General features: G+C 69.4%; 27 protein-coding genes and 1 pseudogene. 15 read left to right on the forward strand and 13 right to left on the reverse strand.

The genetic code is table 11. From position 1 onward, the window contains the following. Positions 1–8: 8 nt before the first annotated feature. Positions 9–215, reverse strand: a complete 207-nt coding sequence (locus BN6_RS45010) for a thiomuracin/GE37468 family thiazolyl RiPP peptide (protein WP_197540192.1) — start codon at positions 213–215, stop codon at positions 9–11. A 222-nt stretch (positions 216–437) separates the two neighbouring features. On the opposite strand from BN6_RS45010, the gene BN6_RS26200 reads away from it, so the two are divergent. Next, positions 438–1,004, forward strand: coding sequence for an EXLDI protein (locus BN6_RS26200; protein WP_015102792.1), 567 nt, complete (start codon positions 438–440; stop codon positions 1,002–1,004). A 48-nt stretch (positions 1,005–1,052) separates the two neighbouring features. Next, positions 1,053–1,511: an enediyne antibiotic chromoprotein gene (locus tag BN6_RS42430; protein WP_015102793.1), complete on the forward strand. Its 459-nt coding sequence runs from the start codon at positions 1,053–1,055 to the stop codon at positions 1,509–1,511. Between the two features lie 383 nt (positions 1,512–1,894). Here BN6_RS42430 and BN6_RS50275 read toward each other — a convergent pair. Further along, positions 1,895–2,026, reverse strand: a pseudogene (locus tag BN6_RS50275) (hypothetical protein); the annotation flags it as partial. 6 nt (positions 2,027–2,032) lie between these two features. On the opposite strand from BN6_RS50275, the gene BN6_RS50280 reads away from it, so the two are divergent. Both BN6_RS50280 and BN6_RS47485 read left to right on the forward strand, forming a co-directional pair. After that, on the forward strand, positions 2,033–2,140 hold the full coding sequence (locus BN6_RS50280) for a TetR family transcriptional regulator (protein WP_408005342.1): 108 nt from the start codon (positions 2,033–2,035) through the stop codon (positions 2,138–2,140). An 18-nt stretch (positions 2,141–2,158) separates the two neighbouring features. Continuing rightward, positions 2,159–2,371, forward strand: a complete 213-nt coding sequence (locus BN6_RS47485; protein WP_015102795.1) for a hypothetical protein — start codon at positions 2,159–2,161, stop codon at positions 2,369–2,371. Between the two features lie 276 nt (positions 2,372–2,647). Here the strand turns inward: BN6_RS47485 and BN6_RS26215 are convergent, their stop codons facing one another. After that, positions 2,648–3,652 (reverse strand): helix-turn-helix transcriptional regulator, encoded by a 1,005-nt coding sequence (locus BN6_RS26215; RefSeq protein ID WP_015102796.1) that lies wholly within the window; start codon positions 3,650–3,652, stop codon positions 2,648–2,650. A gap of 113 nt (positions 3,653–3,765) precedes the next feature. On the opposite strand from BN6_RS26215, the gene BN6_RS26220 reads away from it, so the two are divergent. Then, positions 3,766–4,233 carry a VOC family protein gene (locus tag BN6_RS26220; RefSeq protein ID WP_015102797.1) on the forward strand — a complete coding sequence of 156 codons (468 nt, stop codon included), beginning with the start codon at positions 3,766–3,768 and terminating at the stop codon, positions 4,231–4,233. Positions 4,234–4,525: 292 nt separating this feature from the next. On the opposite strand, the gene BN6_RS26225 is transcribed toward BN6_RS26220, so the two are convergent. The 4 genes from BN6_RS26225 to BN6_RS26240 all read right to left on the reverse strand — a co-directional run bounded on the left by BN6_RS26225 (position 4,526) and on the right by BN6_RS26240 (position 8,638). Further along, positions 4,526–6,049 carry an FAD-dependent monooxygenase gene (locus tag BN6_RS26225; RefSeq protein ID WP_015102798.1) on the reverse strand — a complete coding sequence of 508 codons (1,524 nt, stop codon included), beginning with the start codon at positions 6,047–6,049 and terminating at the stop codon, positions 4,526–4,528. Between the two features lie 49 nt (positions 6,050–6,098). Beyond that, positions 6,099–6,797 carry a TetR/AcrR family transcriptional regulator gene (locus BN6_RS26230; RefSeq protein ID WP_015102799.1) on the reverse strand — a complete coding sequence of 233 codons (699 nt, stop codon included), beginning with the start codon at positions 6,795–6,797 and terminating at the stop codon, positions 6,099–6,101. A gap of 289 nt (positions 6,798–7,086) precedes the next feature. Next, complete coding sequence (locus tag BN6_RS26235) at positions 7,087–8,001, reverse strand: YwqG family protein (protein WP_015102800.1); 915 nt, start codon at positions 7,999–8,001, stop codon at positions 7,087–7,089. Between the two features lie 229 nt (positions 8,002–8,230). After that, the gene (locus BN6_RS26240; RefSeq protein ID WP_408005262.1) at positions 8,231–8,638 is read right to left on the reverse strand and encodes a MarR family winged helix-turn-helix transcriptional regulator; all 408 of its coding nucleotides are present in this window, start codon (positions 8,636–8,638) and stop codon (positions 8,231–8,233) included. A gap of 291 nt (positions 8,639–8,929) precedes the next feature. Here BN6_RS26240 and BN6_RS26245 point away from each other — a divergent pair, with 291 nt between their 5' ends. The 7 genes from BN6_RS26245 (at position 8,930) to BN6_RS26275 (ending at position 17,336) form a co-directional block, all read left to right on the forward strand. Next, positions 8,930–10,156, forward strand: a complete 1,227-nt coding sequence (locus BN6_RS26245) for an FAD-dependent monooxygenase (RefSeq protein ID WP_015102802.1) — start codon at positions 8,930–8,932, stop codon at positions 10,154–10,156. A gap of 221 nt (positions 10,157–10,377) precedes the next feature. Further along, positions 10,378–11,388: a lipocalin family protein gene (locus BN6_RS26250; RefSeq protein ID WP_231904750.1), complete on the forward strand. Its 1,011-nt coding sequence runs from the start codon at positions 10,378–10,380 to the stop codon at positions 11,386–11,388. 437 nt (positions 11,389–11,825) lie between these two features. After that, positions 11,826–13,367: an alpha/beta hydrolase gene (locus BN6_RS26255; RefSeq protein WP_197540195.1), complete on the forward strand. Its 1,542-nt coding sequence runs from the start codon at positions 11,826–11,828 to the stop codon at positions 13,365–13,367. A 143-nt stretch (positions 13,368–13,510) separates the two neighbouring features. Continuing rightward, positions 13,511–14,410 (forward strand): CPBP family intramembrane glutamic endopeptidase, encoded by a 900-nt coding sequence (locus BN6_RS26260; RefSeq protein WP_084672771.1) that lies wholly within the window; start codon positions 13,511–13,513, stop codon positions 14,408–14,410. Between the two features lie 16 nt (positions 14,411–14,426). Continuing rightward, positions 14,427–15,575 carry a sensor histidine kinase gene (locus BN6_RS26265; RefSeq protein ID WP_015102806.1) on the forward strand — a complete coding sequence of 383 codons (1,149 nt, stop codon included), beginning with the start codon at positions 14,427–14,429 and terminating at the stop codon, positions 15,573–15,575. Continuing rightward, positions 15,572–16,246: a response regulator gene (locus BN6_RS26270; RefSeq protein ID WP_015102807.1), complete on the forward strand. Its 675-nt coding sequence runs from the start codon at positions 15,572–15,574 to the stop codon at positions 16,244–16,246. Before BN6_RS26265 ends, BN6_RS26270 begins: the two co-directional genes overlap by 4 nt. Positions 16,247–16,490: 244 nt before the next feature. Further along, positions 16,491–17,336: a YwqG family protein gene (locus BN6_RS26275; protein ID WP_015102808.1), complete on the forward strand. Its 846-nt coding sequence runs from the start codon at positions 16,491–16,493 to the stop codon at positions 17,334–17,336. A gap of 143 nt (positions 17,337–17,479) precedes the next feature. Here BN6_RS26275 and BN6_RS26280 read toward each other — a convergent pair whose 3' ends face one another. The 4 genes from BN6_RS26280 to BN6_RS26295 form a co-directional block, all read right to left on the reverse strand. Beyond that, entirely contained in the window at positions 17,480–17,800 is a 321-nt protein-coding gene (locus tag BN6_RS26280; RefSeq protein WP_015102809.1) for a hypothetical protein, read from the reverse strand. A 12-nt stretch (positions 17,801–17,812) separates the two neighbouring features. Further along, positions 17,813–19,171 (reverse strand): High-affinity nickel-transporter, encoded by a 1,359-nt coding sequence (locus BN6_RS26285; RefSeq protein ID WP_197540196.1) that lies wholly within the window; start codon positions 19,169–19,171, stop codon positions 17,813–17,815. Positions 19,172–19,182: 11 nt separating this feature from the next. Then, entirely contained in the window at positions 19,183–20,454 is a 1,272-nt protein-coding gene (locus BN6_RS26290; RefSeq protein WP_408005343.1) for a tetratricopeptide repeat protein, read from the reverse strand. Positions 20,455–20,534: 80 nt separating this feature from the next. Continuing rightward, positions 20,535–22,088, reverse strand: a complete 1,554-nt coding sequence (locus tag BN6_RS26295; protein ID WP_231904751.1) for a DUF4331 domain-containing protein — start codon at positions 22,086–22,088, stop codon at positions 20,535–20,537. Between the two features lie 258 nt (positions 22,089–22,346). Here BN6_RS26295 and BN6_RS26300 point away from each other — a divergent pair, with 258 nt between their 5' ends. Beyond that, positions 22,347–22,667, forward strand: a complete 321-nt coding sequence (locus tag BN6_RS26300; protein WP_015102813.1) for a hypothetical protein — start codon at positions 22,347–22,349, stop codon at positions 22,665–22,667. A gap of 81 nt (positions 22,668–22,748) precedes the next feature. Beyond that, positions 22,749–23,162, forward strand: coding sequence for a hypothetical protein (locus tag BN6_RS26305; RefSeq protein WP_015102814.1), 414 nt, complete (start codon positions 22,749–22,751; stop codon positions 23,160–23,162). Positions 23,163–23,360: 198 nt separating this feature from the next. Here the strand turns inward: BN6_RS26305 and BN6_RS48060 are convergent, their stop codons facing one another. Beyond that, complete coding sequence (locus tag BN6_RS48060) at positions 23,361–24,071, reverse strand: nuclear transport factor 2 family protein (RefSeq protein WP_015102815.1); 711 nt, start codon at positions 24,069–24,071, stop codon at positions 23,361–23,363. A gap of 128 nt (positions 24,072–24,199) precedes the next feature. On the opposite strand from BN6_RS48060, the gene BN6_RS49750 reads away from it, so the two are divergent. Further along, complete coding sequence (locus tag BN6_RS49750; protein WP_269454282.1) at positions 24,200–24,328, forward strand: hypothetical protein; 129 nt, start codon at positions 24,200–24,202, stop codon at positions 24,326–24,328. A 190-nt stretch (positions 24,329–24,518) separates the two neighbouring features. On the opposite strand, the gene BN6_RS26320 is transcribed toward BN6_RS49750, so the two are convergent. Then, complete coding sequence (locus BN6_RS26320; protein WP_041314113.1) at positions 24,519–24,740, reverse strand: hypothetical protein; 222 nt, start codon at positions 24,738–24,740, stop codon at positions 24,519–24,521. Between the last annotated feature and the right edge of the window lie 343 nt (positions 24,741–25,083).

Consider the following 25,083-nt stretch of genomic DNA (forward strand, 5'->3'; position numbering starts at 1 on the left):
CCGGGTTATCAGGTGGAGCAGCTACAAGCGGACGTGGAGCAGCAGCACGACGCACCGACCTCGGTCAGGCCGTGCCCCATTCGCAGCGACTCCAGGCCTGCCGTGTTCGACGCGAAATCGAGTGTCTCCACGTCGAGGTCGCTCAGGTCGAGCAGGACGTGGTCATTGTCAATGTCCACTTCTCCCCCTTCTCCGGTGAATTCGAATACCGACACGACCACTCTTCAGCAGGATCGGTGCGCGGGCATCGGTACAAGCGCACCGCTGCCGACCGGTCGACCTGTAGTTCTTTCTGGTCCAGAGGTGACTATTTCCCCGACGGGGAAGAACGTGAACGGGCTGACCACTGGCGGGGTGGACGAATTCCAGCTCACGACCCCTTGTCGGGCTAGCAGATGTGTACGTATACTCATAATTGTCGAGGGAGGCCGGACGTCATGCCCAACAAGACGATCTACGTCGCGGATGGCGATGTCGCGCTCTACCAGCGCGCGCAGGAACTATCGGGAGGAAATCTGTCGTCCGCCATCGGACAAGCGCTCCGGCGCTTCGTGGAAGTCCAGGAAGCGAGCCTCGAAGGATTCGAGGAGATCGAGGTTCGCGTGGGTTCCGCGGGCGTTTACCGCCGCAAGCGGTTCCTCGCCCGGCGCATCGCCAGTTGGCAGGTCAAAGCCGATGGCGGGTTCACCGTGTACTACGCGGCGTTCTTGACCAGGAACGGGCGGTACGCGGTGCACACCAAGAAGGTGGCCGGAGCGGTGGAAGCGCCCGATCACACCGCGTTGCCCGGCGAAGCAGGCTGGCCCGGTGCGATGAGGTGGCAGGACGTGAACGAGTACTGGGACAACGCGACGTTCCAGAACTCGGGGGAGCCCTGGGCGGCCGAACTCGATCTGCTCGTCTTCGAGGATTTCGACGAGTTGCAGGAGGCGGTGCCCGCGGAGCTCGCGCGGCTCGCCGAGATGAATGCCCGACAGTACCCGGTGGAGGAACTGGACATCTGACGTCCCGATCCGGCCGCCGGTGCTCCCCGATATTGACCAGGAGGAAGAATGGGCTCGTTCGACCGGTTATCCCGCTCATCCGCAATCGCGGCCGCGGCCATCGCGGCGTTCGGGTTGTTCACGGCCGCCGGTACGACGGCGACGGCCGCAGCGTCCACCCTGGACGCTCCGGCGGTGAGCGCCACCCCCGCCACCGGGCTCTCCCACGGCGACACGGTCTCCGTGTCGGTGTCCGGCTTCACCGCCGACTCGTCGGTGCTGCTCGGTGAGTGCGTGGCGGTTCCGAGCGGTGTGGCGTGCGCCAGGGACAACGGTGCGATCCTCACGATCGACGGCAGCGGAGGTGCCTCGACCTCGATCTCGGTGCTGCGCACCTTCGAGGCGTTCACCAGCGACGGCCAGTCCATCGGCGTGGTGGACTGCGACACCGTGGCCGGTGGCTGCTCGCTCAACGTCGCGGGACAGGGGCTGGTGGAGACGGCCTCGGCCTCCCTCTCGTTCGCCTGAACCACCTGCGGCCGAGCCGTGACCACCTCCGTGAGCCCAGGCGCCGGGACCACGAGGTGATCGACCGGCCGTGAACACACGAGCAGGGCTCCGGACCGGGAACCGGTCAAGGGCCCTGTTCGTCGTCGCCGAGCCCGCACACCCTCGCCCGAACGGCTTCCTCGGCTCCGACTCGGCGTGCTGAGCAAGTCCCCCGTCATGGCCCAGTGGGCACCGCACGGCGTCGCCACCCGCGATCGCAAACGGGAACCGGTCGGGCCATTTGAGCGCGAAGTCGGCTCCCTGATCGCGTCGTCGGCCGCGGTCGTGGGACCGGCCGCCATCTGGAACGTGTGGAGCTGGTCCGGGAACTCGTCGAGACGGACCTCTACGCCGGCGGCCCGCAGTCGCCGTGCCAGCCGTCTGCGGTCGTCCAGCAACGCCTCCGGGGCACCGACCTGGAAATAGACAGCGGCAATCCGCGCGGATCGGCGTGCAGGTGGCGCCAACGGATCGCACGGGTCCGCCCCTACCAAGCCACGATCGAGACGCTCGCCGAGTCGGGATACGCGGGCGCCTCGTTCGCGCGGATCGCCAAGCGTGCCGGGTTGAGCAGCCCGGGGCTGCTCTCCTACCACTTCGCCGATTAGGACGAGCTGATCGGTCAGGTGGTCGCGCACATCTACGGCACCGGCGGTGCTCAGATCCGCCCAGCCGCCGACCAAGCCGTGTCAAGTGCCGACACGCTGCTGGCGTTCGTGGCGGGCAGCATCGCGTTCTACGACTCACACCGCACCCAGATGCGCGCGTTGATACAGATCCTCAACGGCCACCCCCAGGCGCGCGAGCGCTGGGTGGACCAAGCCAATTGCTGCCCGTGATGAGTGCCGAGTTCACCCGTGGGGTGTCTCCATGCCACGGCGCAAGCGCCGTCCCAACCTCCGAAAGGGCGCCGTACGCGGCTTGACGTCCTATCCCACGGCCGTCTCGATCTCGGCCCGCACCTCGTACGCCCACTGTCGCGGCGAAGGCGGCCGGTTTACGTCCTCCATCGCGGCGTGCGATCAACGAACGGAGCGGTAGCCATGGCCACAGGCGCTCCTCCCCCGCGAGCATCGCTGTCCGGTAGAAGGTGCGCACACGACGCCCCAGTTGCCCTACTGGATCAAGGAGTTCCCCCCGGCGCGTGCGGCGCGGCGGGCCAGTTCGGTGAAAGCGGTCCGCAGGGGTGGTGGGCCGATGACCTCGATCTCGGTGTCGAAGCGCGCCAGCTGCGCCGCGAGCGCGGGCCAGGACCAGGAACCGGTCCTCAGCCTGGTCCTGGTGGGACCGGCCTGTTCGGCGACGCCGTCTCCGGCGAACGGTGCCACCTCGGTGATGGGGAGCCCGAGGATCACCTCCCCCTGGCACGGCCAGGCGTCGACGCTGTCGGAACCCTTGAACCGCGCGGAAAGGAAGGTGACGACGTCCCCGCCGGGCACCTGTCGCGCGGTGAAGCGCGGCCCGTTGGGGACGCGGAGCGTCATCCGGTCCACGCGGTGGATGCGCCAGTCCTCGCGCTCGGCGCTCCACCCGACGAGGTACCAGCGACCGGCCCGGACCACCAGGTGGTGCGGTTGCGTCCGGCGGGGCTCCCGCGGCCCGTCGTCGTCGCCGCCCGGTGAGCGGTAGTCGAACCGCAACTCCTCGCGGGCCCGGATGGCATCACTCACCGCCAGCAGCAGGTCGACGTCCACCCGCGGGTCGCCGCCGCGCCCGGCCGATTCGGCGGCGGTGACGTCGAGGGTGTCGACGCGATGGCGCAGCCGGGACGGCAGGACCTGCCGCACAGTCGAGAGAGCCCGCACAGCGGCCTCCCCGACACCCGCACCCGCTGCCGCCGCCATCCGCAACGCCACGACGAGCGCGACCGCCTGCTCCTCGTCGAACAGCAGCGGCGGCACCTGACCGCCCGCGTCCAGCCGGTAGCCGCCGTCCGGACCCTTCACCGCACCGATCAGGTAACCGAGCTCGCGCAACCGATCCACGTCACGGCGCACGGTCCGTTCACTCACACCCAGCCGCTGGGCGAGCAGTGGTCCTGGCCAGTCGCGGCGCACCTGCAACATCGACAACAACGCGAGCAACCGGCCGGACGTGGTCGTCGACGAGGAGATCGGCATGTTCCCCATGGTCGCACCATTAGCGGACGTTCCCTGTCCGCCACCTCCGTCACGATGGTGTCGCCGCCGGGAATCACCGACGGCGAACACCACTTCTCGAAGGACCACACATCATGTCGATCAACGCTGTCGCGCACCTGAACTTCCACGGCCAGGCCAGGGAAGCCCTGGAGTTCTACCGGTCGGTGTTCGACGGGAAAGCCACCCTCGCCACCTACGGCGACTTCGGCATGCCCGCCGGGCTGCCCGACGCCGAGAAGGTGGTGTTCGGCCAGGTCGTCGCCGACAACGGCTTCCGGGTCATGGCCTACGACGTGCCGGGAGAAAGCATCCCCGTCGCCCAGGGTGCGTCCACCACGCGCCGGGAGAACGGCACCACGATCACCGAGCAGCCCTTCTTCCTCTCCGTCCGCGGGGAAACGGTCGACGAGGTCACCGAGTACTGGAATCGCCTCGCCGAAGGCGCGACGGTCATCGAGGCTTTCGGCCCCGCACCGTGGGCACCCGCCTTCGGGATGCTGACCGACCGCTTCGGCGTCACCTGGATCCTCGACGTGGCAGCCGGATACAGCCAGTCTTGAGGTTGTGACGCCGAGGGACGGCCTTGCCGTCCCTCGGCGTCGCAGGCGCGGCCCGGCGGCCGATAGCGGCGATGACAGGACTTCGATGTCGGGATCAGGACACAACCGTCGCGATCCACTGGAGCACCGCTGGCGTTGGTCCTGGGCGCGATCTTGACTCATGCCGGTGAGCACGAACGCGACCTTGGCGAACCCGCGTTGTCCGATCCCGGCCGCGCGCAGCGCGCTGATCACTGGGTGGATCGCCTGTACTTCGGCGTCGCTTGGCGTCGGGCAGTTGTGGGACTCGCGCCTAGTTCTCCGGGCTGCCGAACCAGCGGGCTGCGCCACCGGCGAACTCCTCCAAAGCGGGAACGTCCTCGGTGGCCCATGCCACGACGCCGTCAGGACGGATCAACAGGGCGCGCTGACCGAGGTCGTTGCGCGCTTTCCCTGCGACGTAACGGATCTTGCCGGCCCAGCCCGTGGCCGTGGCCTCCAGCGGGCGGTCGCTGCCGAAGTCGAGCGCGATGCCCTGGCCCTGGCGCATCAACTCGCCGAGGCGGAGGCCGTCCTCGAAGCGGAAGTCGGGGGCGGTCCGGCCGACCAGCGGATGCACGTTGCCCAGGTCGTAGCGGTCGAACAGACCCGATGTCTTCCGGTATGCGTGCGTCGTTCCGTCGGCAGTGCTCATCAGGTCGTGGACCAGCCGCCGCAGCGCGAGGGCGTTGGGGCCCGGCTTCATGGTCGCCACCTGGGCGCGTGACCAGTCGAGCACCGAGGCACCGACCGGATGGCGCTCGCTGGTGTAGGTGTCGAGCAAGCCGTCGGGCGCGTGCCCGTGCACGGTGGCGGCGAGCTTCCAGCCGAGATTCACGGCATCGCCGAGGCCCAGGTTGAGACCTTGACCGCCGAGCGGGGAGTGGATGTGCGCGGCGTCGCCGGCGAGCAGCACGCGGCCCGCGCGGTAGGTCGTCACCTGCATCGCGCGGTCGGTGAAACTCGATGCCAGGTGGACATCGGTCAGCGTCACGTCGGTGTCGGTGATGCGACGCAGGACCGTCTGGAGGTGCTCACGGGTCAGCGGCGCGGTGCGGTCGAACCTGCCGCCGTCGAAGTCCATCAGGCCCAGGTGACCCTCGAAGGGCGTCCGCAGGTACATGCCGTGGGGTGTCAGGGTGAAGCCGAGCGGCAGTTGCCGAGGGTCGGCGAAGGTGACGCGCGCGGTGTAGCCGGTGAACAGCGGTTCCGTGCCGACGAAGTCGAAGCCGGCGAGCCGGCGGACCGTGCTGCGACCGCCGTCGCATCCCACCAGCCAGCGCGCCCGGTACTCCCGTCCGTCCGCCGTGGCGATCACGGCCTCGTCGTCCTGGCGCACGGCCGTGACCGGGGCACCCCGGATGACCTCCACGCCGAGTTCGGCGGCCCACGGCGACAGCACCGCCGAGACCGCCTCAAGACTGGTCATGAAGCCTTCCATCGCCGGACTGGGCAGCCGGAAGGGCAAAGCGGAGGTGTCGATGGCGGCGGCGTCGAGGCCCATCCCCCCGAAATGGCTCACATCACGGGGTGCCGGCGCTTCGACCGCTTCAGCAGCCGCGCCGACCCGGTTCTCGTCGGCGCCGGAAGCGCGCACCACCGCCGCGAGCAGACCCCGGCGGTAGAACGCCTCGGCCGACCCGGCGGTCAGGCCCCGCAACCCGAGCGGGAGCGCCTGAAACGGCGAGCCGGGTTCCCGGTCGCGTTCGAGGACCAGCACCGAGCAACCGGACAGAGCGAGTTCGCCTGCCAGGAACAGCCCGACCGGGCCGCCGCCGACGATCAGCACGTCGTGCATGGGAATTCCCCCTGGTGAGAAGACCGACGGGCGAACCCTGCCGGGTGGGTCAGCGCAGACGCGCCAGGCCGTCGAGGACGATGGCGATGCCGGCGAGGAACTGCTCGCGGTCGTCGTGCTCCTTGGCCTGGTCCACGATGGCGTGCATGAACGGGTAGGTCTCGGCGTCGAGTTCCCGCCACGTCGTGGACAGCGCGTTAAAGAACTCTTCGCGGTCCACATCGGACGGTTCCCCCGCGGTGTCCCCGTCGAGACGGGCGTGCTGGCTGACCGCTCCGAGGATGTAGTGCACGAGTGTCGACGTCGCGTTGAACCAAGAGGCTCGTGGGACGCCCAACGCGCCCACCTGGCGGCCAATCCTCTCGAAGACCTCGACCGTCACCGGTCCCGCCGGGTTGCGGACGATCTGGAGGGTCAGCCGCGTGGCGAGCCACCGGTGTTCGGCTATCGCGTCGAACAGGGCCAGCGCGACCGCGCGGATCTCCTGCTCGGGCGCGGCACCCGTCTGATGAGGCTTGGCCGCGAGAGCCGCCGCGACGATCGTTTCCGTTGCCGCGTCGAGCAGTTCGTTCCTGGTGCCCACGTGGTGGTAGACCGCCCCGGACCCGGTTGCCAGCCGCTCGGTCATCGCCCGAACGGTCAGCGCGCCCTCGCCACCCGAATCGAGCAGTTCGATCGCCGCATCGAGGACCTGCTCCCGGGAGAGCACCTGGTTGCGCCGCCGGGGCCGGTCGGCTCGTGTCGTCACAGCGCCACCGTAACAGGATTTGGAGCGATGCACCAACTTGGTGCATCGCTCCAAACCGGGCCACCGTGTCGTCGGATCTGGTGCCGCCCAAGCGAGGTGGAACCACAGCGGACGGCACACCATCCGATGTGGACTGGCGTGCGCCGGGCTCCGGGAAAACCAGGTGGGCGTGCTGCGGGGCCTAGCCGGTCGTGCCGCAGGGGTTGCCGCCCGGGGCTGACGCTCGTACCGATGAGGAAGCCGGTCGAAGGTCCGTAGCGTCAGCCCCAGGGCGGTGTCCGTTTCCCGCCTACTCGGTGAACATGGTGAACGACAGCGTTCGGTCGAAGCGCTTGTCGGCGAGATCGTCGCGACTGATCAGGAAGCACCCGTAGTGGACCTCGCTGTCCGTCGGGAACTGGGCGAGCGTCACCCATTCACGAGTCAGCCGGTACTTCTCCACCTCGCCCGGCTGGAACCGTTCCGATCCCGGGAAGTCCGAGTCGTCCAGCCGGCTCGTGATGCCGATGTGCGCCATCTGCGTCCACGGGTCGTTCTGGCCGCCGATCTCCGAGCAGTACCCGCCGAGGTTGACCACCAGGCCTCGGTCGGATTCCGGCCAGAGCTCGTCGACCAGCTCGCACAGGTCATCGACGTGCTCCAGCTCGCCGAGCAGCTGCTCCTCGATCACCTGGTCCGACTCTTCGAAGTCGTACTCGTCGTCCTCGATCCACTCCGGCAGCTCCGGCTGGACCGACGCGGAAAGCGGGCGTTCGGGGGTGAGGAACGGGATGTCCTCGTGGAAGGGCGTCGTGCTGTCGTGGCCGGGCGGCGGTGACGCCACCGCCGTCTCCGCACCCGCCGGGACGTACACGACGCGAGCGAACTCCGGCACGTCCGTGCCGAGAGGAGCCAGCAGGTCGTTTTCGTGGTGCAGGAAGAACAGCAGCGAGCCGTCCTCGGGCAGGGGAAGCCCCCCGACCCGCGGGAGGACCGCACAGTCGACGGAAGCGACGAACGGTAACGGGGACCCGCTCCCGTCGCTCGGCCACTCCGCGCCCACCGGCAACCGGGGAAGCCCTCCCCGCTGACCGACCACCTGCTCGCCGTCGCCGGCAGATCCCAAGTGGATCGCGAATCGGAGGTGATCGGTGAACTCGTCGATCTCGTCGTCCGGGATGCCCCGATCGATCGCCGCGCGGCGGAACTGGTTGTGATGATCCATGGTGCGGGATGATCGCAGACGACTGGACATCACTCAACCCGGCCCGTGCAAAGCCGGCGCTCCCAGAACCTGTTCAGCCACAAGCACATGCCGACGTTCCGGAAGGCATGGGCCGCAAGCTTCCCACCGCGACCCGACCCGCGTTCGGCCGCGCCGACTCACGCCGTGCAGTTGCCGCGACAGAGGTTCCGGTCGGCTGCCTCGCCGGTTTCGTTGAGAGTGAACGGTGCTACGCGCGGTCGAGGGGCAAGGTGCCGGTCACGCCCCTCGCGTTCGCTGTTGCCGCACCGGTAAGGGAGTCGAGCAGGCCGGTGAGCAGACGGCGTTCGTCCGCGCGCAGGCGATCGATGAACGGCACGAGTGCCGCGCGGACCTCTTCTTGGACCTGTTCCGCCAGTTCGCGCCCCGCAGGTGTGATGAAGACATCGACCGCACGGCGGTCTTCCGCCGACTTGCCCCGTGCGACGAGGCCCCGCCGCTCGGCCCGCTCGACGAGGCCGGACATCGTGGACTTGTCCAGGCCAAGGAACGCCGCCAGCTCGGCCATGCGCGGCCGGCGGTCACGCAGGAGACCGAGCACTCGCAACTGGGTGAGGGACAGGTCGTGCTCGGAGCCGATGCGGGTGAGCACGGCCATCACCCGGAAGGACGTCCGGACCAGAGCGTCCTCGAGCGCAACGTCGGATCTCATGCCCCGATCCTACTTGACATAGTTTGTCTTGCCAACCAAACTCAAGGTAGTGGGCAATGCAAACCAAATCTGCGGGGTGCCGTCGCGGTTGCCCACTTCCCCACTCCTGCACGACGTTCGGCCCGTCCCGCGCCTCTGACCCAGGTGACCGAGGCGCGGAACGAGGAGACGGGCGACCCCATCGTTCACGTCCGGCAAGGCACCGGTCCACCAGTCCCACCTGCCCCAAGGAGAGCCATGCCGCCCAACAGCAACAAGCGTTGCCTCGTCGTCGGTTCCGGCATCAGCGGTCTGGCCACCGCGATCCGCCTGCACCGGATCGGCTGGGAACCGGTGATCGTGGAGCGAGCACCCGACCGCCGATCGGGCGGCTACTTCGTCGCCCTCTTCGGCGCCGGTCGGGCCGCCGCGCGACGACTCGGCTTCGATGACGCCATCCCCGACCGGGCCGTACGTGACGGCCGGACCTACGTCGTCGACCGGGCCGGCCGCCGCAGACCAGGTCTGGGATTCGGAGACCTCCCCGGTGACCAGCGCATGATGCTGCGCGGTGACGTCGAGACCGCCGCGTTCGACGCACTTCCCGACGACCTGGAGATCCGCTTCGCGACCCGGCCCACGAGAATCGAGCAGGACCAGTCCGGTGTGGACGTGACCCTCGACCACCACGGCGCGACCACCACGGAACGGTTCGCCCTCGTCGTGGGCGCCGACGGCCTGCGCTCCACCGTCCGGCAACTCGTCTTCGGCCCGCACGAGCACCACCTGCACCGGCTCGGCTACATGATCGCCGCCCTCGCCCTGCCGAACCCGCTCGACGGCGTCCCCGCGCGCGACGGCATCAGCCTGTTCGAACCAGGCCGCGCGATGTGGCTCTTCCCCTTCGCCGACCGGCCGCACAGCCTGCTCTTCTCCTACCGCACCAACGACGTCGAACGGCAGTTCACCGGACGGCCCGCCGCCCGGGTCCGCGCCGCCTTCGGCCCGGCACCGGCCGGGCCGCTGCTCGGACCGGCACTGGACGCGCTCGACGACACCGGCGAGTTCCTGTTCGACACCGTGGAGCAGACCCGGATGGACACCTGGTCACGCGGCCGGGTGGTCCTGGTCGGCGACTCCGCCTGGTGCGTCGGCCTCTACGCCGGCATGGGCGTCTCCGCCGGACTGGCCGGAGCCGACCTGCTCGGCACCGTGCTGCACCACCACCCCGGTGACATCCCCGCCGCGCTCAGGTCCTGGGAAGCCCGACTGCGCCCCCACCTCACCGTCTACCAGCAGGCAGGCGTGAGCGGACAGTCCTTCTTCACACCCGACAACCAACGGCAGATCGCACTCCGGCCGATCATCGCGCGCGGCGCCCGACTCCCGCTGGTCGGCGACGCCCTCCGCTTCCTCCAGGCCAACAGCAAGATCAACCGGACAAGGGGACTCGACATCGCCGGTAACCCCACTGCGGCCGCCTGAACGCGCGAGCCGCCGGCAAGAAGCCCGCTTGTCCGGGTGGAGGCCCCGCAATACCGGGCAGTTGGTCCCAGCACGTTGTCGACAGCCTCCAACTCCGAACCAACGTGGACAGCACGACGTTGTCCTTCTACTCGAATGCAAGGAGAGTCCTCATGTCCGCAATCCGAACCAGGCGCCGAGCGGTGGCCTTGGTCGCCGCAGCGGTGACTGTGGCATTCGGTGTGCCGATCGGTTCTTCCGTCCAGGCCGCTCCGTCGGCGGCACCCACCGCGAGTCCGGTCACGTCGGGGATTCCGGCCCTGGTCGATCCCGGGGTCGACCTGGGCCGGCACGCGCCGGGACCCCAGCCGACCTGGTTCGACTCGATCTACTTCACCAGTTCGGTGCGGGCGAACGGTCAGGAGTTCGGCCTTCAGGTCCACACCCGCATCCTGCCGAACAGGGGCGAGGCCGCGTACCGCTGGACGTTCTCGGTGATCAACAAGACCACCGGCTGGTACAAGGACCACGCCGTGATGGTCGAGCCGGAGGACTACCGGTGGAGCCAGGGCAAGCTCGACATCCAAGCGCCGGGACTGAGCTGGACCGGTGACGCCACCCGCCAGTCGGTGCAGGTCCAGACACCCTGGGGATCACTCGACGTCCAACTGTCACCGACCGGCCCCGCCCTGAACTACGCGTCGACCGGTGTGTTCAACCTGGTCGACGGCGTGCCGAACTACGAGTTCGCGCTCCCGGCGGTGCGGACGTCCGGAACGCTCGTCGTCGAGGGCAGGAAGCACCAGATCGTGGGGACCTCCTGGCTGGACAGGCAGTGGGGCGAGATGCCCACGTCGCTCGTCCGGTGGACGTGGATGAACCTCGGCATGCCCAACGGTGACAAGGTCGCCATCTGGGACACGATCGGCACTGGAACCAGGAACAGCTGGGCGACGGTCCTGCACCCGGACGGCTCCTACCAGGTGGTCGCCGTCGAACCCCTCGCCCAGGGCGTCTCCCGGCAGTGGACCAGCCCGGCCACCGGCCAGACGTACCCCACCCGGTGGCGCATCCGGATTCCCGCCCTGCGGTCCGAACTCGACGTGCAGGTCACCGGAAACCCGGACCAGGAGATCGAAACCCCGGACGGTGGCGGCTACCTGGAAGCCACGGCGGCGTTCACCGGCAGGTACGACGGCAAGAACGTCCGTGGCGAGAACTACGTCGAGATGACCGGCGAGTGGAAACCCTGATCACCACCGAAGCCATTCGCAACTGACACGAACCCAGGCGCACTCTCCGGAGTCGCAGATCGGCCTGGTAGTAGGCGGCTCGTTCGGCGTGGCGGGTAAGCAGGTCCCGCAACTGCCGAAGCGGTCGGAGCAACGGTTTCACACCGGCAGCCCGGTGGTGAAGTCACGTTTCGGGCTGTCCGCGCCCGAGTAGTGCCCGTGGGGGCGGGATTTCGTCCCGTCCCCACGTGGGCACGCCCAGTCGACCGCAGGTCGGTGTCCCCCGTGAGGACTACAGAGAAGTGTCCACACCAAGGGGATTCGTGGTGCCGCTCTCCCTCATAGGTTTGCCAACGACGGCGTCAGTGCGTCACGGCACGCCGAGAACTTGGAGGGCAAGGGCGTTGAAGACAGTGCAACGGTCAGCGGGAGCCGGTATTCCCCGCAGGTTCACCGGGGTGGTGATCGCGGTGGCGCTCGCCGTCGCGGCGGCGGCTTGTGGCGCCGACCCGGAAGGAAACGCGCCGAGCGAGGACCCACCACCGGTCGCCGCCGAGGTGGCCGCCACGCCGCGCATCACATGGGGCACATGCCCGGCGTTGGCCGAGGGGGCCAGCCGCGACCCGCGGCTCACCTGCGGAACGGTGGAGGTTCCGCTCGACTACCGGAACCCCCGTGGCGAGAAGATCGAGGTGGCCGTCTCGAAGCTGCCGACAGCGAAGTCCGGCGACCGCCGCGGTGTTCTGCTGCTGAACCCGGGCGGGCCGGCGTTGGCCGGCCTGGACACGCCGGGGGTGGTGGCGCCGACTCTGCCGCCGTCGGTGGTGGCGGCCTACGACCTGATCGGCTTCGACCCGCGCGGGGTCCAGCACAGCACCCCGCAGAGCTGTGGTCTGGACGACCCTTCTCTCGCCGGCCTTTTCCCGTACCCGGCCGCGGACGGCTCGATCACCGCGAACGTCGACCACGCCCGCACCGACGCCGAACGGTGCGCGACGAGCGCCGGCGAGAAGCTCCGGTACTTCACCACCGCCAACACCGCCCGCGACATGGACCGCATCCGCGCGGCACTCGGCGAGGAGAAGATCTCCTACTGGGGCCAGTCCTACGGCACCTACCTCGGCACCGTCTACGCGTCACTGTTCCCCGATCGCGCCGACCGGGTGGTCCTCGAAGGCAACGTCGACCCCACCAAGGTCTGGGCCGGCGCGAAGGACAACTGGGGCAAGGCCATGTCGGAACGCTTCCCCGACGCGGCAAAGGTCGCCGCGGCGCAGCACGCCACGCTCCGGCTGGGCGGCACCGTCGACGAGGTGACCCGGACCTACCTCGCACTCGCCGACCGCCTCGACCGCACTCCCGCGCCCGTCCCCGGCACCCCATTGGCCCTGACGGGAGCGATGCTGCGCACCGTCACCTACAGCCTTCTGCTGCACAACGACACCCTCCCAGTGCTCGCCCAGTTCTGGAAAGCCGCCGCCGGACTGGCCGACGGCACCCCCACCGAGGCGGACCGCCAGGTGCTGCAACAGGTGTTCACCGCGCCACCGCCGACCCCGGGCGTGCCGGCCGACAACCAGGCCACCATGTTCCTGGCACTGACCTGCGGCGACGCGCAGTGGCCCAACGACGTCGACCAGTACGCCCGCCGCACCGCCGAGGACCGCGCGGCCTGGCCGCTCACCGCGGGGATGCCCGCCAACATCTGGCCGTGCGCGTTCTGGCCGAAACCGATCGAAAAGCCCGTCCGCGTGACCGACAAGGGACCGCGCAACACGCTGATCCTCCAGAACCGCAGGGACAACGCCACCCCGTGGGAGGACGGCCTCGGGCTCTACAAGGTCCTCGGCGAACGAGCCGCGTTCGTCGGCGCGGAACACGGCGGGCACTACGTCTACAACCAGGGCTCGACGTGCGTGGACGAGGCGACGGTGACGTTCCTGACCACCGGCCGGTTGCCGGACAAGAAGCTCCACTGCACCGACATCACCCCGCAGTGACCACGATTGCCGGCGGCAATTGTAGGTAGACGGGGAACTCCTGGTGGCGGGCTGGATGCCGTGACACCCGAAGGTATGGCCTGTTGTCCCCCTTGAGAGCTACACGGGTTGTTGTTCCCAGCGGGATTCCACGGTTGGGCCGGATGCCTAATCTCCCTGTCAAACGAAGAGCGCATCGCAGAGAGGACGAGGAAATGGTTCGTTTGAAGGAAGTCGGGCAGCTACGCAGGTATCGGTTCCCCCTGCTGCTGGTCACGTTCACCGTCGTGATGCTGGCGAACGCGGTCATCATGCAGCTGGTGTCGCCCATCGCGCTGCTCGCCCTGCCGGTGGGGGCCGTCTCCGTTCTCGTTGTCTTGGCCGGTTATCGCAAGCTGTCGCAGGTCGTGGAGCAGCGGGCGGACATCCCGGAGCTCGCCACGCCGCGGATGTGGTCACAGCTGCGGCGTGGGGCGTTGCTCGGGTCCGGGCTGTTCGTCCTGTTGATCCTGCTGATCGGGATGTTCGGTGGCTGGCAGGACATGTCGTGGGGCTCGATCTGGGGCTGCCTCGGCACTGCCGGGCTGGTGGCGAGCGTCGCGGTCACCGAAGAGGTGCTGTTCCGCGGCGTGCTCTTCCGGATCATGGAAGAACGCACCGGGACGGTGATCGCGCTGCTCGTGTCGTCGCTGATCTTCGGTCTGGCGCACTCGATCAACGCCGAAGCGACGCTCTGGGGCGTGTTGTCGATCGCCCTGACGGGCGGGTTGCTGACGACCGCCGCCTACGTCACGACCCGTTCGCTGTGGCTGTCGATCGGTCTGCACTTCGCCTGGAACTTCACCCACGCCGGCATCTTCGGCGTCGCGTTGTCCGGCTCGGCCGAGGTGCCGCACGGGCTGTTGCAGACCACGCTGTCCGGTCCTGCCGTGGTGACCGGTGGCACCTTCGGGCCTGAGGCGAGCCTGATCGCGCTGCTGGTCTGCGTTGTGCCCAGCGTCGCCCTGCTGCGCCGCGCCGCCCGCACCGGCCAGATCAAGCCGCGTGTCAAAGCCGGGGCCTGACCAGTACGCTCGCGCGATGCTCCTCGGGTGGCAAAGACTAACGCCGTCTACTAAGGACAGTGCGCTCGCACTGGTCCTCACGGCCCTGGCGTTCGTACCGACCGTGTCCACCATCGGCCCCCAGCTCGGGGACTTGCCGAGACGCCCGGTCGACGCGCTCGCGTTCGTGCTGGTCATCGCCCAAGCTGCGCCGCTCGCGATCAGACGACGCATGCCGGCGGGCTGTCTGGCGGTCATCGGTACCGCCTTCGCGCTGCACCAGTCGTTCGGCTACCCGGACACCATCGCCGGCATCGGGCTCTACCTGGCGCTCTTCGCCGTCGGAGCGCACCAGGTGGGGTACCGCCGCGTCATCGCGGCGATGGCGACCGCGGGCTACAGCGGGTTGGCGATCACGTTGCACCTGCTGGGCTCGCCCAGTCAGCTTCAAGTGTTCGTCGTCTTCTACCTGAGTCTGGTGGTGATGTGGATGGCCGGGACCGCGATGCGCCGGTGGCGGGCCGAGGAGGCGGAGAACCGTCGGCTGAGTGTCGAGGTGGCGACCGCCGGAGAGCGGGCCCGCATCGCGCGGGACCTGCACGATGTGGTGACCCACCACGTGACGGCGATGGTCGTCCAAGCGGACGCGGCACAGTTCTTGCTCGACGGGGCACCGGAAGAGGTGGGGCGAGGGCTCGACGCCATCAGCGTCACGGGCCGCCGGGCGTTGACGGACCTGCGTCACCTGCTCGACGTGCTCGAGGCGACGGGTGACTCGGCGAGGGCCGACCGGTCGCCGACCCTGGGCCGGGTCGGCGACCTGGTCGAGCAGGCCCGGCTCTCCGGCCAGCCGGTCGAGCTGACCAGGCGGGGCGACCAGCGTGAGCACGCCGTCGACGTCGAATTGGCGGCGTACCGGGTGGTGCAGGAGGCGCTGACCAACGCGTTGAAGCACGCGGCGGGACACCTGACCCGGGTCGAGATCGACGATCACGACGACCGGATCGAGATCGAGGTCACGACGGACGGGATCTCCGCGGGCACGCCCGCGATCGGGTCGGGTGGGCGCGGCCTGAGCGGGCTGCGGGAGCGGGTACGGATGCTAGATGGTGAACTGGTGGCCGGGGCCCGGCCCGAAGGCGGGTTCCGGGTGCACGCTCTCATCCCGTCACGGAGGCAGGCATGACCATCCGGGTTCTGGTGTGCGAGGACCAGGAACTGGTGCGCGCCGGGTACAACACAATCTTCTCGGCGCAACCGGACATGGAGGTCGTCGGCGAGGCGGCGGACGGCAGGCGGGCCGTCGAGGAGGCGCTGCGGCTGCGCCCGGACGTCGTGGTGATGGACATCCGCATGCCCATCCTCGACGGTATCGAGGCCACTCGCCGGCTGGCCGGGCCCGGTGTGGGGACCCCGGCGAAAGTGTTGATGGTCACCACGTTCAACGTCGACGAGTACGTCTACGAGGCGCTCAAGGCCGGTGCCAGCGGGTTCCTGCTCAAGGACGCGCCACCGGCGGAACTGATCAAGGGCGTGCGCACTGTCGCCGCCGGGGAATCGCTGGTGGCGCCGGCCGTCACCCGAGCGTTGATCGGCCACTTCGCCGAGCGCCTGCGCCCCACCGACACCACCCACCCGGCCCGGGAGCACGTCCGGCAGACCCTCGCTCGCCGGGAACTCGAAGTGCTCGTGCAGATCGCCGCCGGCCTGTCGAATGCGGAGATCGCCGAAAAGCTGTGCATCACCACGGAAACCGTGAAGACCTACGTCTCCCGAATCCTGACCAAACTCGACCTGCGTGATCGCGTGCAGGCGGTGGTCCTCGCCTACCGGGTAGGACTGGTCGTCGCCGAGTGACGCCCGTGCACTTCGAGCCGGCAGTAGAACGTCAGCTCGCACCAACCTGGGCCCGTGCCTGCCGAACTTCCGTCCATTCAGGGCGGAAACGACACGGTGCCCCTCCGCAGAGCTGGTCACGGACTCGCCGGGTGCGGACGCGTCGGAAAGGGACTCGGCCCTGAAAGCTCCTTGTCCCGCCCGAAAGGGCAGAGCCGTCGACCGAACCTCGTCTCGGTCCGGTGATCGCGGCTAAGGTCGCCGCGTGATCGCAGACATCCTCGGCCCGTTCCGCGACGAGGCGCTCGCACGAGGTATCCCGACCGGCGACGTCGAGCGGTGGATCAGCATCGCCCGCCCGTGCGCGACCTTGACGCCGTCCGCGAACGGGCCGGTCGTGGCCCGCTTCGGTGGCCCCCTGATGCTCCCCGCCGACGCCCCGGACCCGTGGTTCCCCCTCGTCGCCACCATCGACTGCGAGGCCCTGCCCCCGGACGCCACGGACCTCCCCCTCCCCCCTGACGGTCGACTGCTGTTGTTCGCCTTTCCCCTGGCGGACGATCCCGGCGTGGCATCGGCCGGTGAAGCGCTCCACATCCCCGCCGGCACGACAGTCGAGGAACGAGAGAACAACCCGTACTTCTACGGCGAAGTCCCGGACTACGACCAGGTCTGCCGAGCGTTCCCCCAGGGCGAGCTGCGCCTGACCACGAACGTCTCCCTGCCGCACTCCGGGATCAAGGACATCCCCGAGCCGCCGTACTCCGTGCCACTGCCCGGCCACCCGCGCTCCGAGGAACTGGTCGCGGTGTGGTGGGAAACCCGAGGCAAGATCGCCTCCGACGGCCCGCTCCAGATCGGCGGCTACGGCACGGACGAGTCCGGACTGGACCCCGTCACCTCCGCCGCGGAGTCCGCGGCGGAAGCCGAACGAGCGGGCCACCGGCCGGCGGCAGAGCCACCCGGCACCGACGACTGGGTGCTAATCGCCGACTGGTACCCCGACATCCGAGGCTTGGAAGGCACCACCGTCCACTGGACGATTCCGCGAGCCGACCTGGCCGCACGACGCTTCGAACGAACGCACGTCACCACGTACTGGAACCCCTGAGACCGCAGTGACCGCAGTGCCACGCTGAGACACCATCCGAAGAACTCGGTTGCATCGTGCTGCGGACCGCCGACCCGATAGCGCGTGGCCACTCGTTCGACCATGAATGCACTCCCGCGGATACCGTCACCCCGCGATGGCGGTCAGTCGATCAGGCCGGCCACGTTGGCGCGGTCCGCGCCGAGTTGAACGTAGGTGCGCGCCCACTGCTGGTCGGTTCCGGTGGGTGGCTGCCCGTCGCAGAAGGGTTTGCGGCCGTGTGCGGTGTAGTAGCGCAGGAGGGGAAGTGTTTCGTCGGTGCGGCGGAGAGTGTCGTCGGAGTAGCGCGGGCCGGGTGGTGTGGGCTGGTGTTTCAGGCAGGTGATGTCCGCTGCGCCCTCGGTGTCGAAGACCGGTCCGGGGTCCGGGGTGGAGCACGCGGTGAGCAGCACGGCCGTGCTCAGGACGAGTGCGGTGGTGCGCATGAAGGGGTTCTCCTATCCGAGTGCGGCGCGCAGGGTCAGCCCGAGGCCGACGAGGAGGACGAGCGCGGCGGTCAGCGCTGGGAGTGCGGTGAAGCGGTCGCGGAGGCGTTCGACGGCGGCGAGCCGGTCGCGCAGGCGGACCAGGAGCAGGCCGACTGCGACGAGGGTGGCGGCCATGCCGATCCCGTAGGCGATCACGAGCAGCACGCCGAACCAGGTGCGGCCGAGGGCGACCGCACCGAGCAGGACGACCAGGGCGGACGGGCTGGGGACGAGTCCGCCCGCGATCCCCATGCCGACCAGACCCGAACGACCCACCCGACGCCCGTGCCCATGTCCATGTCCGTGCCCGTGGCCGTGTCCGTGCCCGTGGCCGTGTCCCTGGACGACGAGTGCGGGATGTCCGGTGCGCAGGGCGGAGCGCAGCAGAACGGTCCCGATGGTGGCGACCAGGAGGCCGCTGAGGATGCCCAGGACCCGCAGGAGCGACTCGCCCGCCAGGGTGCTGGTGGCGCTGATCAGCAGGCCGATGACGAGCACACCGAGGGTGTGGGTGAGGGTGACGGTCGCCCCGACCGCCACCGCGTCCCGGGCGGTGCCCTCACGACCGGCGAGGTAGGCGGCGATCACCGTCTTGCCGTGTCCGGGCAGCGCCGCGTGCGACGCGCCCAGCAGCAGCGCCAGCAGCACGGCGAGCATCCCGACCAGCGGGGTGAGGTCCTGTTCGCCGACGATGTCGGTGAACGCGCGGGTCGCGGTGCCGAGCAGCGAGGTGCCGCCCGGTCCGGCGACCGCGCCCGACGCGGTGGACGTGCCGGGCTCGACGCGCAGGCTGACCGACCGCACGTCGAGCGGGTCGGACAGCAGGTCGTCCGGGTAGGCGCGCAGGGTGTCGCTGGTGCTCGACGCCGGCACGGGGGGATCGACCAGCGCTGTGCCGTCCCCGACGGCGGTCATCTCGTGCCAGCCGACCCGGTCGCCGCGGTACGCGTCGCGCACGTCGAGCACCGCCGTCCGGTCGAGGTCGGCGGGCGCGGTGAACGAGCAGGTCAGGCGGGTGGTGGTGAGTCCCGCTTCGCCGGCGGGCGACTCGACGGCCGCCGAACGGGCGGTCAGCGCGACCGCGCCGCCGTCCACCCGCAGCTCCACGCCCCGCCGCACGGCGTCGCACTCGCGGGAGGCGTAGGCAGGTTGCGCGGCGGGGCGTTCCTGGAGCGTCGGGATCTCGGCGAGGTCGATCACCGACACCAGGTCGACGCGGTCCGGGTGCACGGTGATCGCGTGGTGGTGGTTGACGGTGAAGTTGCCCAACGGGTGCGCGGAGGCCGCGGCCGGGACCAAGGTCAGCCCCAGGCCAGCGAACAACAGCACCACGACGGCCCTCATCGCAGGCCCGCCAACGCGGTCCGGGCGGCGGGGGCGTCGACCGGCGAGAAGTGCGGGTTGGTCGTCAACGCCAGATCGAGGGCCACCACGGCCTCGTCAGGACGGCCCAGGGCGGCGAGGATTATCCCCCGGTGGTAGGCGAACGTGGCGTTGCGCCACCCGGTGCGCGCGGCGAGGTCCGCGTACTCGACCGCCTCGGCGTCGCGTCCGTCCAGGTGCAGCGCCCAGGCGAGGGCGTCGGCGACCAGCGGGTGCGTGCGTCGGCTCCACTCCTGCCGTGCGGCGGCCACCGCGGTCGCCGGGTCGCCGCGGTCGGCGGCGGCGACGGACCGGCTCAGGTCGTCGGTGCTGCCGGCGCTCGCGAGCAGCCGCTCCTGCGTGGCCAGCACCTCGAACTGACGTGACGCGTCCGCGGTCCGGCCGGCGGCCCGCAGGAGGTTCGCGTACTCGTGGATGTACTGCGGCGACGGGACCCGCGCGACGATGTCGGCGTACCCGGCCAGTGCCTCGTCCAACGAACCACGCGCGGCGGCGACCTTGGCGTGCCCCTGCACCAGCGGCACGTCGTGCGGGTCGACGAGCAGGCCCCGGTCGTACTGGTCGGTGGCCTCGGCCAGGTCGCCGTTGTCGAACGCGAGCTCTCCCAGGTGGTAGCGGATGAACAGCACCTCGGCGGGCGTCGACGCGGCGTCCAGCGCGCGGAGGAGGGCCGCTCGCGCGGAGCCGACGTCGCCGCGTTGTTCGAAGTCGTAGGCGGCGCGGGTGAACGCCGGGACACCGGGTTCCAGGTCCACCATGCGCTGCGTCGCGGCGCGGGCGGCGTCGGCCTCGCCGAGTTGGGTCAGGGCGTCGGCGAGGACGCCGTAGACCTCGGCGGTGTCGGGCAACGCGAGGCGCGCCTGCTCGGCGTGGTCGCGGGCGGCGGCGAAGTCGTGGCGTGCGTTGGCCAGCGCGCCGAGACCGATGTGGGCGGCTCCGTTGCGCTCGGGTCGGTAGCGCAGCGACGTGTCCAGCGCACCCTGCGCTTTGGCGTAGTAGGCGGGATCCCCCGTCACTCGCGCCTGCTCCACGTAGGCCGCGCCGAGTTGCGCCCAGGTGCCGGCGTCCTCCGGCACGCGACGCAGCCGCTCCTGCGCCGCGGACACACCGCGCTGCACCCCGCTGTGCGCCACGGGTGCGGCCGGCAGCACAGGCGGGTCGTCGCGGCGCGACGCCGTCACCGTCGTCACCAGCAGCACCACACCCGAAGCGATCACCAGCAAAGCCACAATCCTGCGCCTGGTCATGACACTCCAAAAGAGAGGGTGCGGCAGGTGCGTCCCGGAAGACGCTCCTGCCGCCCGTGGTGCTAGGACATCGCCGGAACAGTCCACTGTGGACGCTTGCGCAGCAGCCAGGCGCCGGCACCGATCAGCAGTGCGGCCAGCGCCGCGTTGAGCACGAGCCCGGCAGGGAGACCGGTACCGCCGCCGCCACCGCCACCAGAGGGCGCAACGGCTCCGCCGGCCCCGGAGTTGACCGCCGTGTTGTTCGGCAGTGCCACGTACGGGAACGTCGCGCCGAACGCCTTGTCGTTCGCGTTCACCTTGTCCCCCGCCGCCAGCGCGGGCACGATGCCGGTGACCGCCGCGCCCTCCAACGCCTGCACCCCGATGTCCACGACGTCGTCGGCCAGGCGTCGTCCGTTCGGGTAGCCCTGGAGATCGTTGGCGAGCACGCCCAACCGGTTCGGCGACGCGGTGGGCGGCACGGACACGTTGAGCCGCAACTGCTCGGACGGCGTGAACCGCTTGGGGTTGACGTCGGCGTTGTTCAGCTGCGAGTTGAGGTCGGCCTTGATCGGCCCGCCCAGCTTGGTGGTGATGCCGGTCAGGAAGATCTCGACCAGGTCGTCGCGCGGCGTCGCGGGCGCGGGGATGCCGTAGATCGCCTGGATCAGCTTGGGCACCTCCGGATCGGTCACCCGGTTCACCAGTTCGGGGATCTTCCCGTCACGGTCGGGCGTCAACCCGTTGAACTTGTCCTTCAACGCCGCCGGCACCACGACCTCGTTCACCAGCGGGTTGCCCAGCCGCGACACCTGCACGTGAGGTCCGAACGCCCGGGAGTCGCCCGGACTGAGCGCCATCGACTGCCGCTCGGTGTCGCTCCACACCCCGATGACGGGGTTGCGCGACGCGTCGCCCTTGAGCGCCAACTGGGACTTGGGCACCTGCAACGCGATGGTGTTGACGTTGAACCCGGCCAGCGTGTCCTGCCCGACCTCCGACAGGTTGCCGCCGTAGAGCAGGTCGAACACCCGCAGGTCGAGGAAGAACGCGTCGTCGGCCTGACCCACGTAACTCTTGCCGCCGCCCGGAACGTCCGTCACCGCCTGCGCGCGCAACGCGCCGTAGTCCGGCATGGACGCCGGGCCGGTGTTGGACGGCGCCACCTTCCCGGAGCGGATCAGCTTGCGGTCGCGGCCGTCGGCGTCCCAGAGCTCCAGCGTGTAGGTCTGCCGGAACAGCAGGTTCTCGTCGTCCAACGACGTGACCGGGCCGTTGTTGTAGAGGAAGGTCGACTTGCCGCGCCGGTCGTCGGTGCGGAACGTCCACCGGTAGGTGAGGTCGGCGCGCGCGTCGCCGTCGTTGTCGATGTTGATGTCGTAGTGGGCGTCGGTCGCCCACGGGTAGAAGTTGGGACCGCCGTTGGGTTCCTGGAACGGCGACCAGTTCGCCACCAACGTCACCGTGTCGGGCTTGTCGGGGCTGACGAACGCGTAGACGTCCGTGTTGTCCACCGCCGGATCACCGGCGATCAACGGCGCTTCCCGGTGGCTCGACGCTCCGGCCGGACCAGACCCGCCGATCAGACCGGCGGCGAGCACCGTGCTCCCGACCGCGATCAGACTTGCCGCCACACGTCGTCGACGACGCGTGGGTGGGGGTGCTGACATGCTCCATCCCTTCGGATCGACACCCGTCCGAGGCGCAACCCGCCGCACGGACAGGACACTCCCGGTTCGGACGGGCCCGAAACGCGGTTCACCAGTTCACCCGATCGCCCTCTTGCACATTCACGGCAGCAGCGCGGCTCGACCCGTCATCCGATGTTTCGTCGGCACCTGCCCTCGGTGGCGAATGGACTTCGTTCGCTCTGTTCCCATTCCGCTGACGAGGTGTCGCTGACGCAGGCCATCGAGGAGGTGGTCGCGACCACCAAGCGGCCGCGAGCCGTCGACAACGAGGAACTTCACGCCGCGCTCGACAAGACCCGCCAGGCGCATCAGGACGCGCCCGCTTGCAGGTGGCCCTTTCGCCATGCCAGCCAAAGGGTCGTGCCGGGACCCGCCCCGGCCGTCGCCGCTGACTACAGCACACCCGCGAAACTCGACGACCTCCTGCACGGCGGAGGCGTCGATCGGACCGCTGACCGCTCGCTGACAGCTGGGGCGCTGACGCCGTTCGGGCGCTTAACACCCTCGATCCGCAGGTCCTAGCCTGTGGGTCAGGGGTTTTCGACACACAGGGGGTATTGCGATGGAATTCGTCGGGTCCGGATCACCGCAGGAGGTCTCGCGGTGAAGGCATTGGTGACGACAGCCGCGCTGTTGGCTGCCCTGGTCGCGCCGGCGGTGGTGGCGGCCCCGGTCGCCACGGCGGCCCCGACCGGGTTCGGCGTGGCCGGTTCGCCCGGTCCGAACTGCGACGCCGGGCTGTGCGCCGAGTTCCGGCGTTCGACGGCGAGCGGGTCGCCCCGCACCTGGGGGTACGGCTCGTTCACCGGGTCCGGCAGTCGGTCGGTCGAGCTGAAGGTGACGCTCTACACGTACTGGAAGCCGCAGTACGTGGCGATCGCCACGGCCACGACCACGGGCAACGGGTTCCGCGAGGTGAGCACCCGCGAGACGACCACCGACTCCCTCATCATGCTCACGTGCGCCCGCATCACGTACCAGGACAACCAGGAGACCCGTCAGATCTGCGACAACTGAGTCCCATCGGGCGCCCGTCAGGACCAGGGTTACGCTCGACCATGCAGGTGGTGTGCGGTGGTGGGTGAGGGATCGCCGGTCCTTGAGGTGGGCGATGCCGTGTTCGACGCGGATACGGTGTGAAGAGTGGGCTTTGCGTTGTGCGGCAAGGATTTTCTCGTACCAGGGTGGTGGGTCCTTCCGGAACCTGCGGCGGTGTCACCACGCGCCGCAGGTTCCGGCACCGAGGCCCTGGCATCCGGCGTCGGCGAGGATCTGCGCATCGTGCGCGTCGTGGAGCAGGCCGATCAGGCCCCGCGTCGCGGGCCTGGGTGATGTCGGCGACCGAACCTGGCACGGTCGCGCCGTAGTACAACACCCGGTCCGCGAGGTCGGCGGGCACCATGGTCTTGACGGCGTTCTGCCTGGACTCCCCGGAGAAGAACCGGTGCCGGTCGACACGAAGCCGCGCGGCGAGTACGTCGAGGGTGAGTCCCTGACGGACATGCACCGGTGTGACAACAGGCGATCCACGAACACCAGCGTGTACTTCGCGCCTGCACCCGGAGCGGAGCCGTGGAGCTTGAGCGTGGTTTCCTCGATACGGCTGAAGCGCCCGTCGGGCGCGAACTCGCCGAAAACGTAGACCTCCGTGCGTACGGTCGATCCGTCCGTCTTGGTGACCTCGACGGTGTGGCGATCGGCGTAGTGGGCACCGTCGTACAGCTCGTCATGAACCTCGACAGACCCTGCGGTCACGATCGTGCGCAGGTGGGCGATGTGCTCGACAAACCCCTGGCGGTCAGCCCACTCACCGTCGGTACGTTGGCGGTAGTCGGGGGTGAAGTGCCGGTCGATGGCCTTATACAGGTCGAGATCGGGGGTGAACAACAGGTCTGTGAGGACAGCACGAATACCGGTCCGATTCATGGAGATCCTTTCGCCACAGCCGCATATGCGTGCGCCACGCACGCACTACGAGGAAGCTGGTCCGCCGTGAACCCGACCCCTTCGACCGGCGGGCGACCCTGCTAATCCTCACCGAGCACGGTGAACACGTGGTGGACGAGCTACGCCGCCGGCTGGCCGCCCACATCACCGCAAGCCTCACCGCCTGGCCGCCAGGCGAAGCCCAAACGTTCGCCCGGGGCCTGCGCCGGTTCATCACCGAAGGCCCCTTTGCCTGAGCCGTCGAGCAGCCCTCGACGGCTCCGAACGAGACCGGCTGTGCCGATTGCCGACACCCCGATCCTCATCGCCGCACCTGGGTGCAGCAGAACCCCGCACTTCGTCCACAGCATCGCTGAATCCGGGCAGCGGGGAGGCGATCTCGACGGTCACCTCTCCCGCCGCCTCACGGAGTCCGGCTCCCGACCGTCAGACCTCCGGGTCGAGGAACCTCGCGTGCACGGGCTCGAATGGTGAGTTCCAACTCGCCAGGGCGGCCCGGATGGTGGCCTCGGGGTCGGTGCAGAAGTCCGGCGGGGCTTCGTCACAGCCGGGCACGTCGCCGACCCAGAACTCGGCCGAGACCCCGCTGACGAACAGTTCGCCGGACCTCAACAGGTCCAGTTGGAACGTCCAGCCGCAGTCCGACACCGATGGGGCTCGACTCCATGCTCGGCCAGGCCGTCCACCCGCGACGCGTTTCACCCCGCCAGGACACCCTCGAACTACTGCTGGCCCACGACGTCACCGTGTTGATCAAGAACTACCTGCTGCGCGGCGGCGAGGTCTGGGGTCATGGCGAGATCTGGTCAGACCCGACTCGTACGATCCTCTGTCCGGTCTGCGCCGGGAACGGGACGTTGTCGGGGAACGCCGCCGGATCGCCACCGTGTACGCGGAGTCCCTGGGCTGACGACGAAACGGCCTGCTTCGACCCTCGGCCGGGCGGCTGGTTCTCGTGCGTACGTCCGTCCGGGCGGTCGGTGCGTCGAAG

Source organism: Saccharothrix espanaensis DSM 44229 (assembly GCF_000328705.1).
Taxonomy (GTDB): Bacteria; Actinomycetota; Actinomycetes; order Mycobacteriales; family Pseudonocardiaceae; genus Actinosynnema; species Actinosynnema espanaense.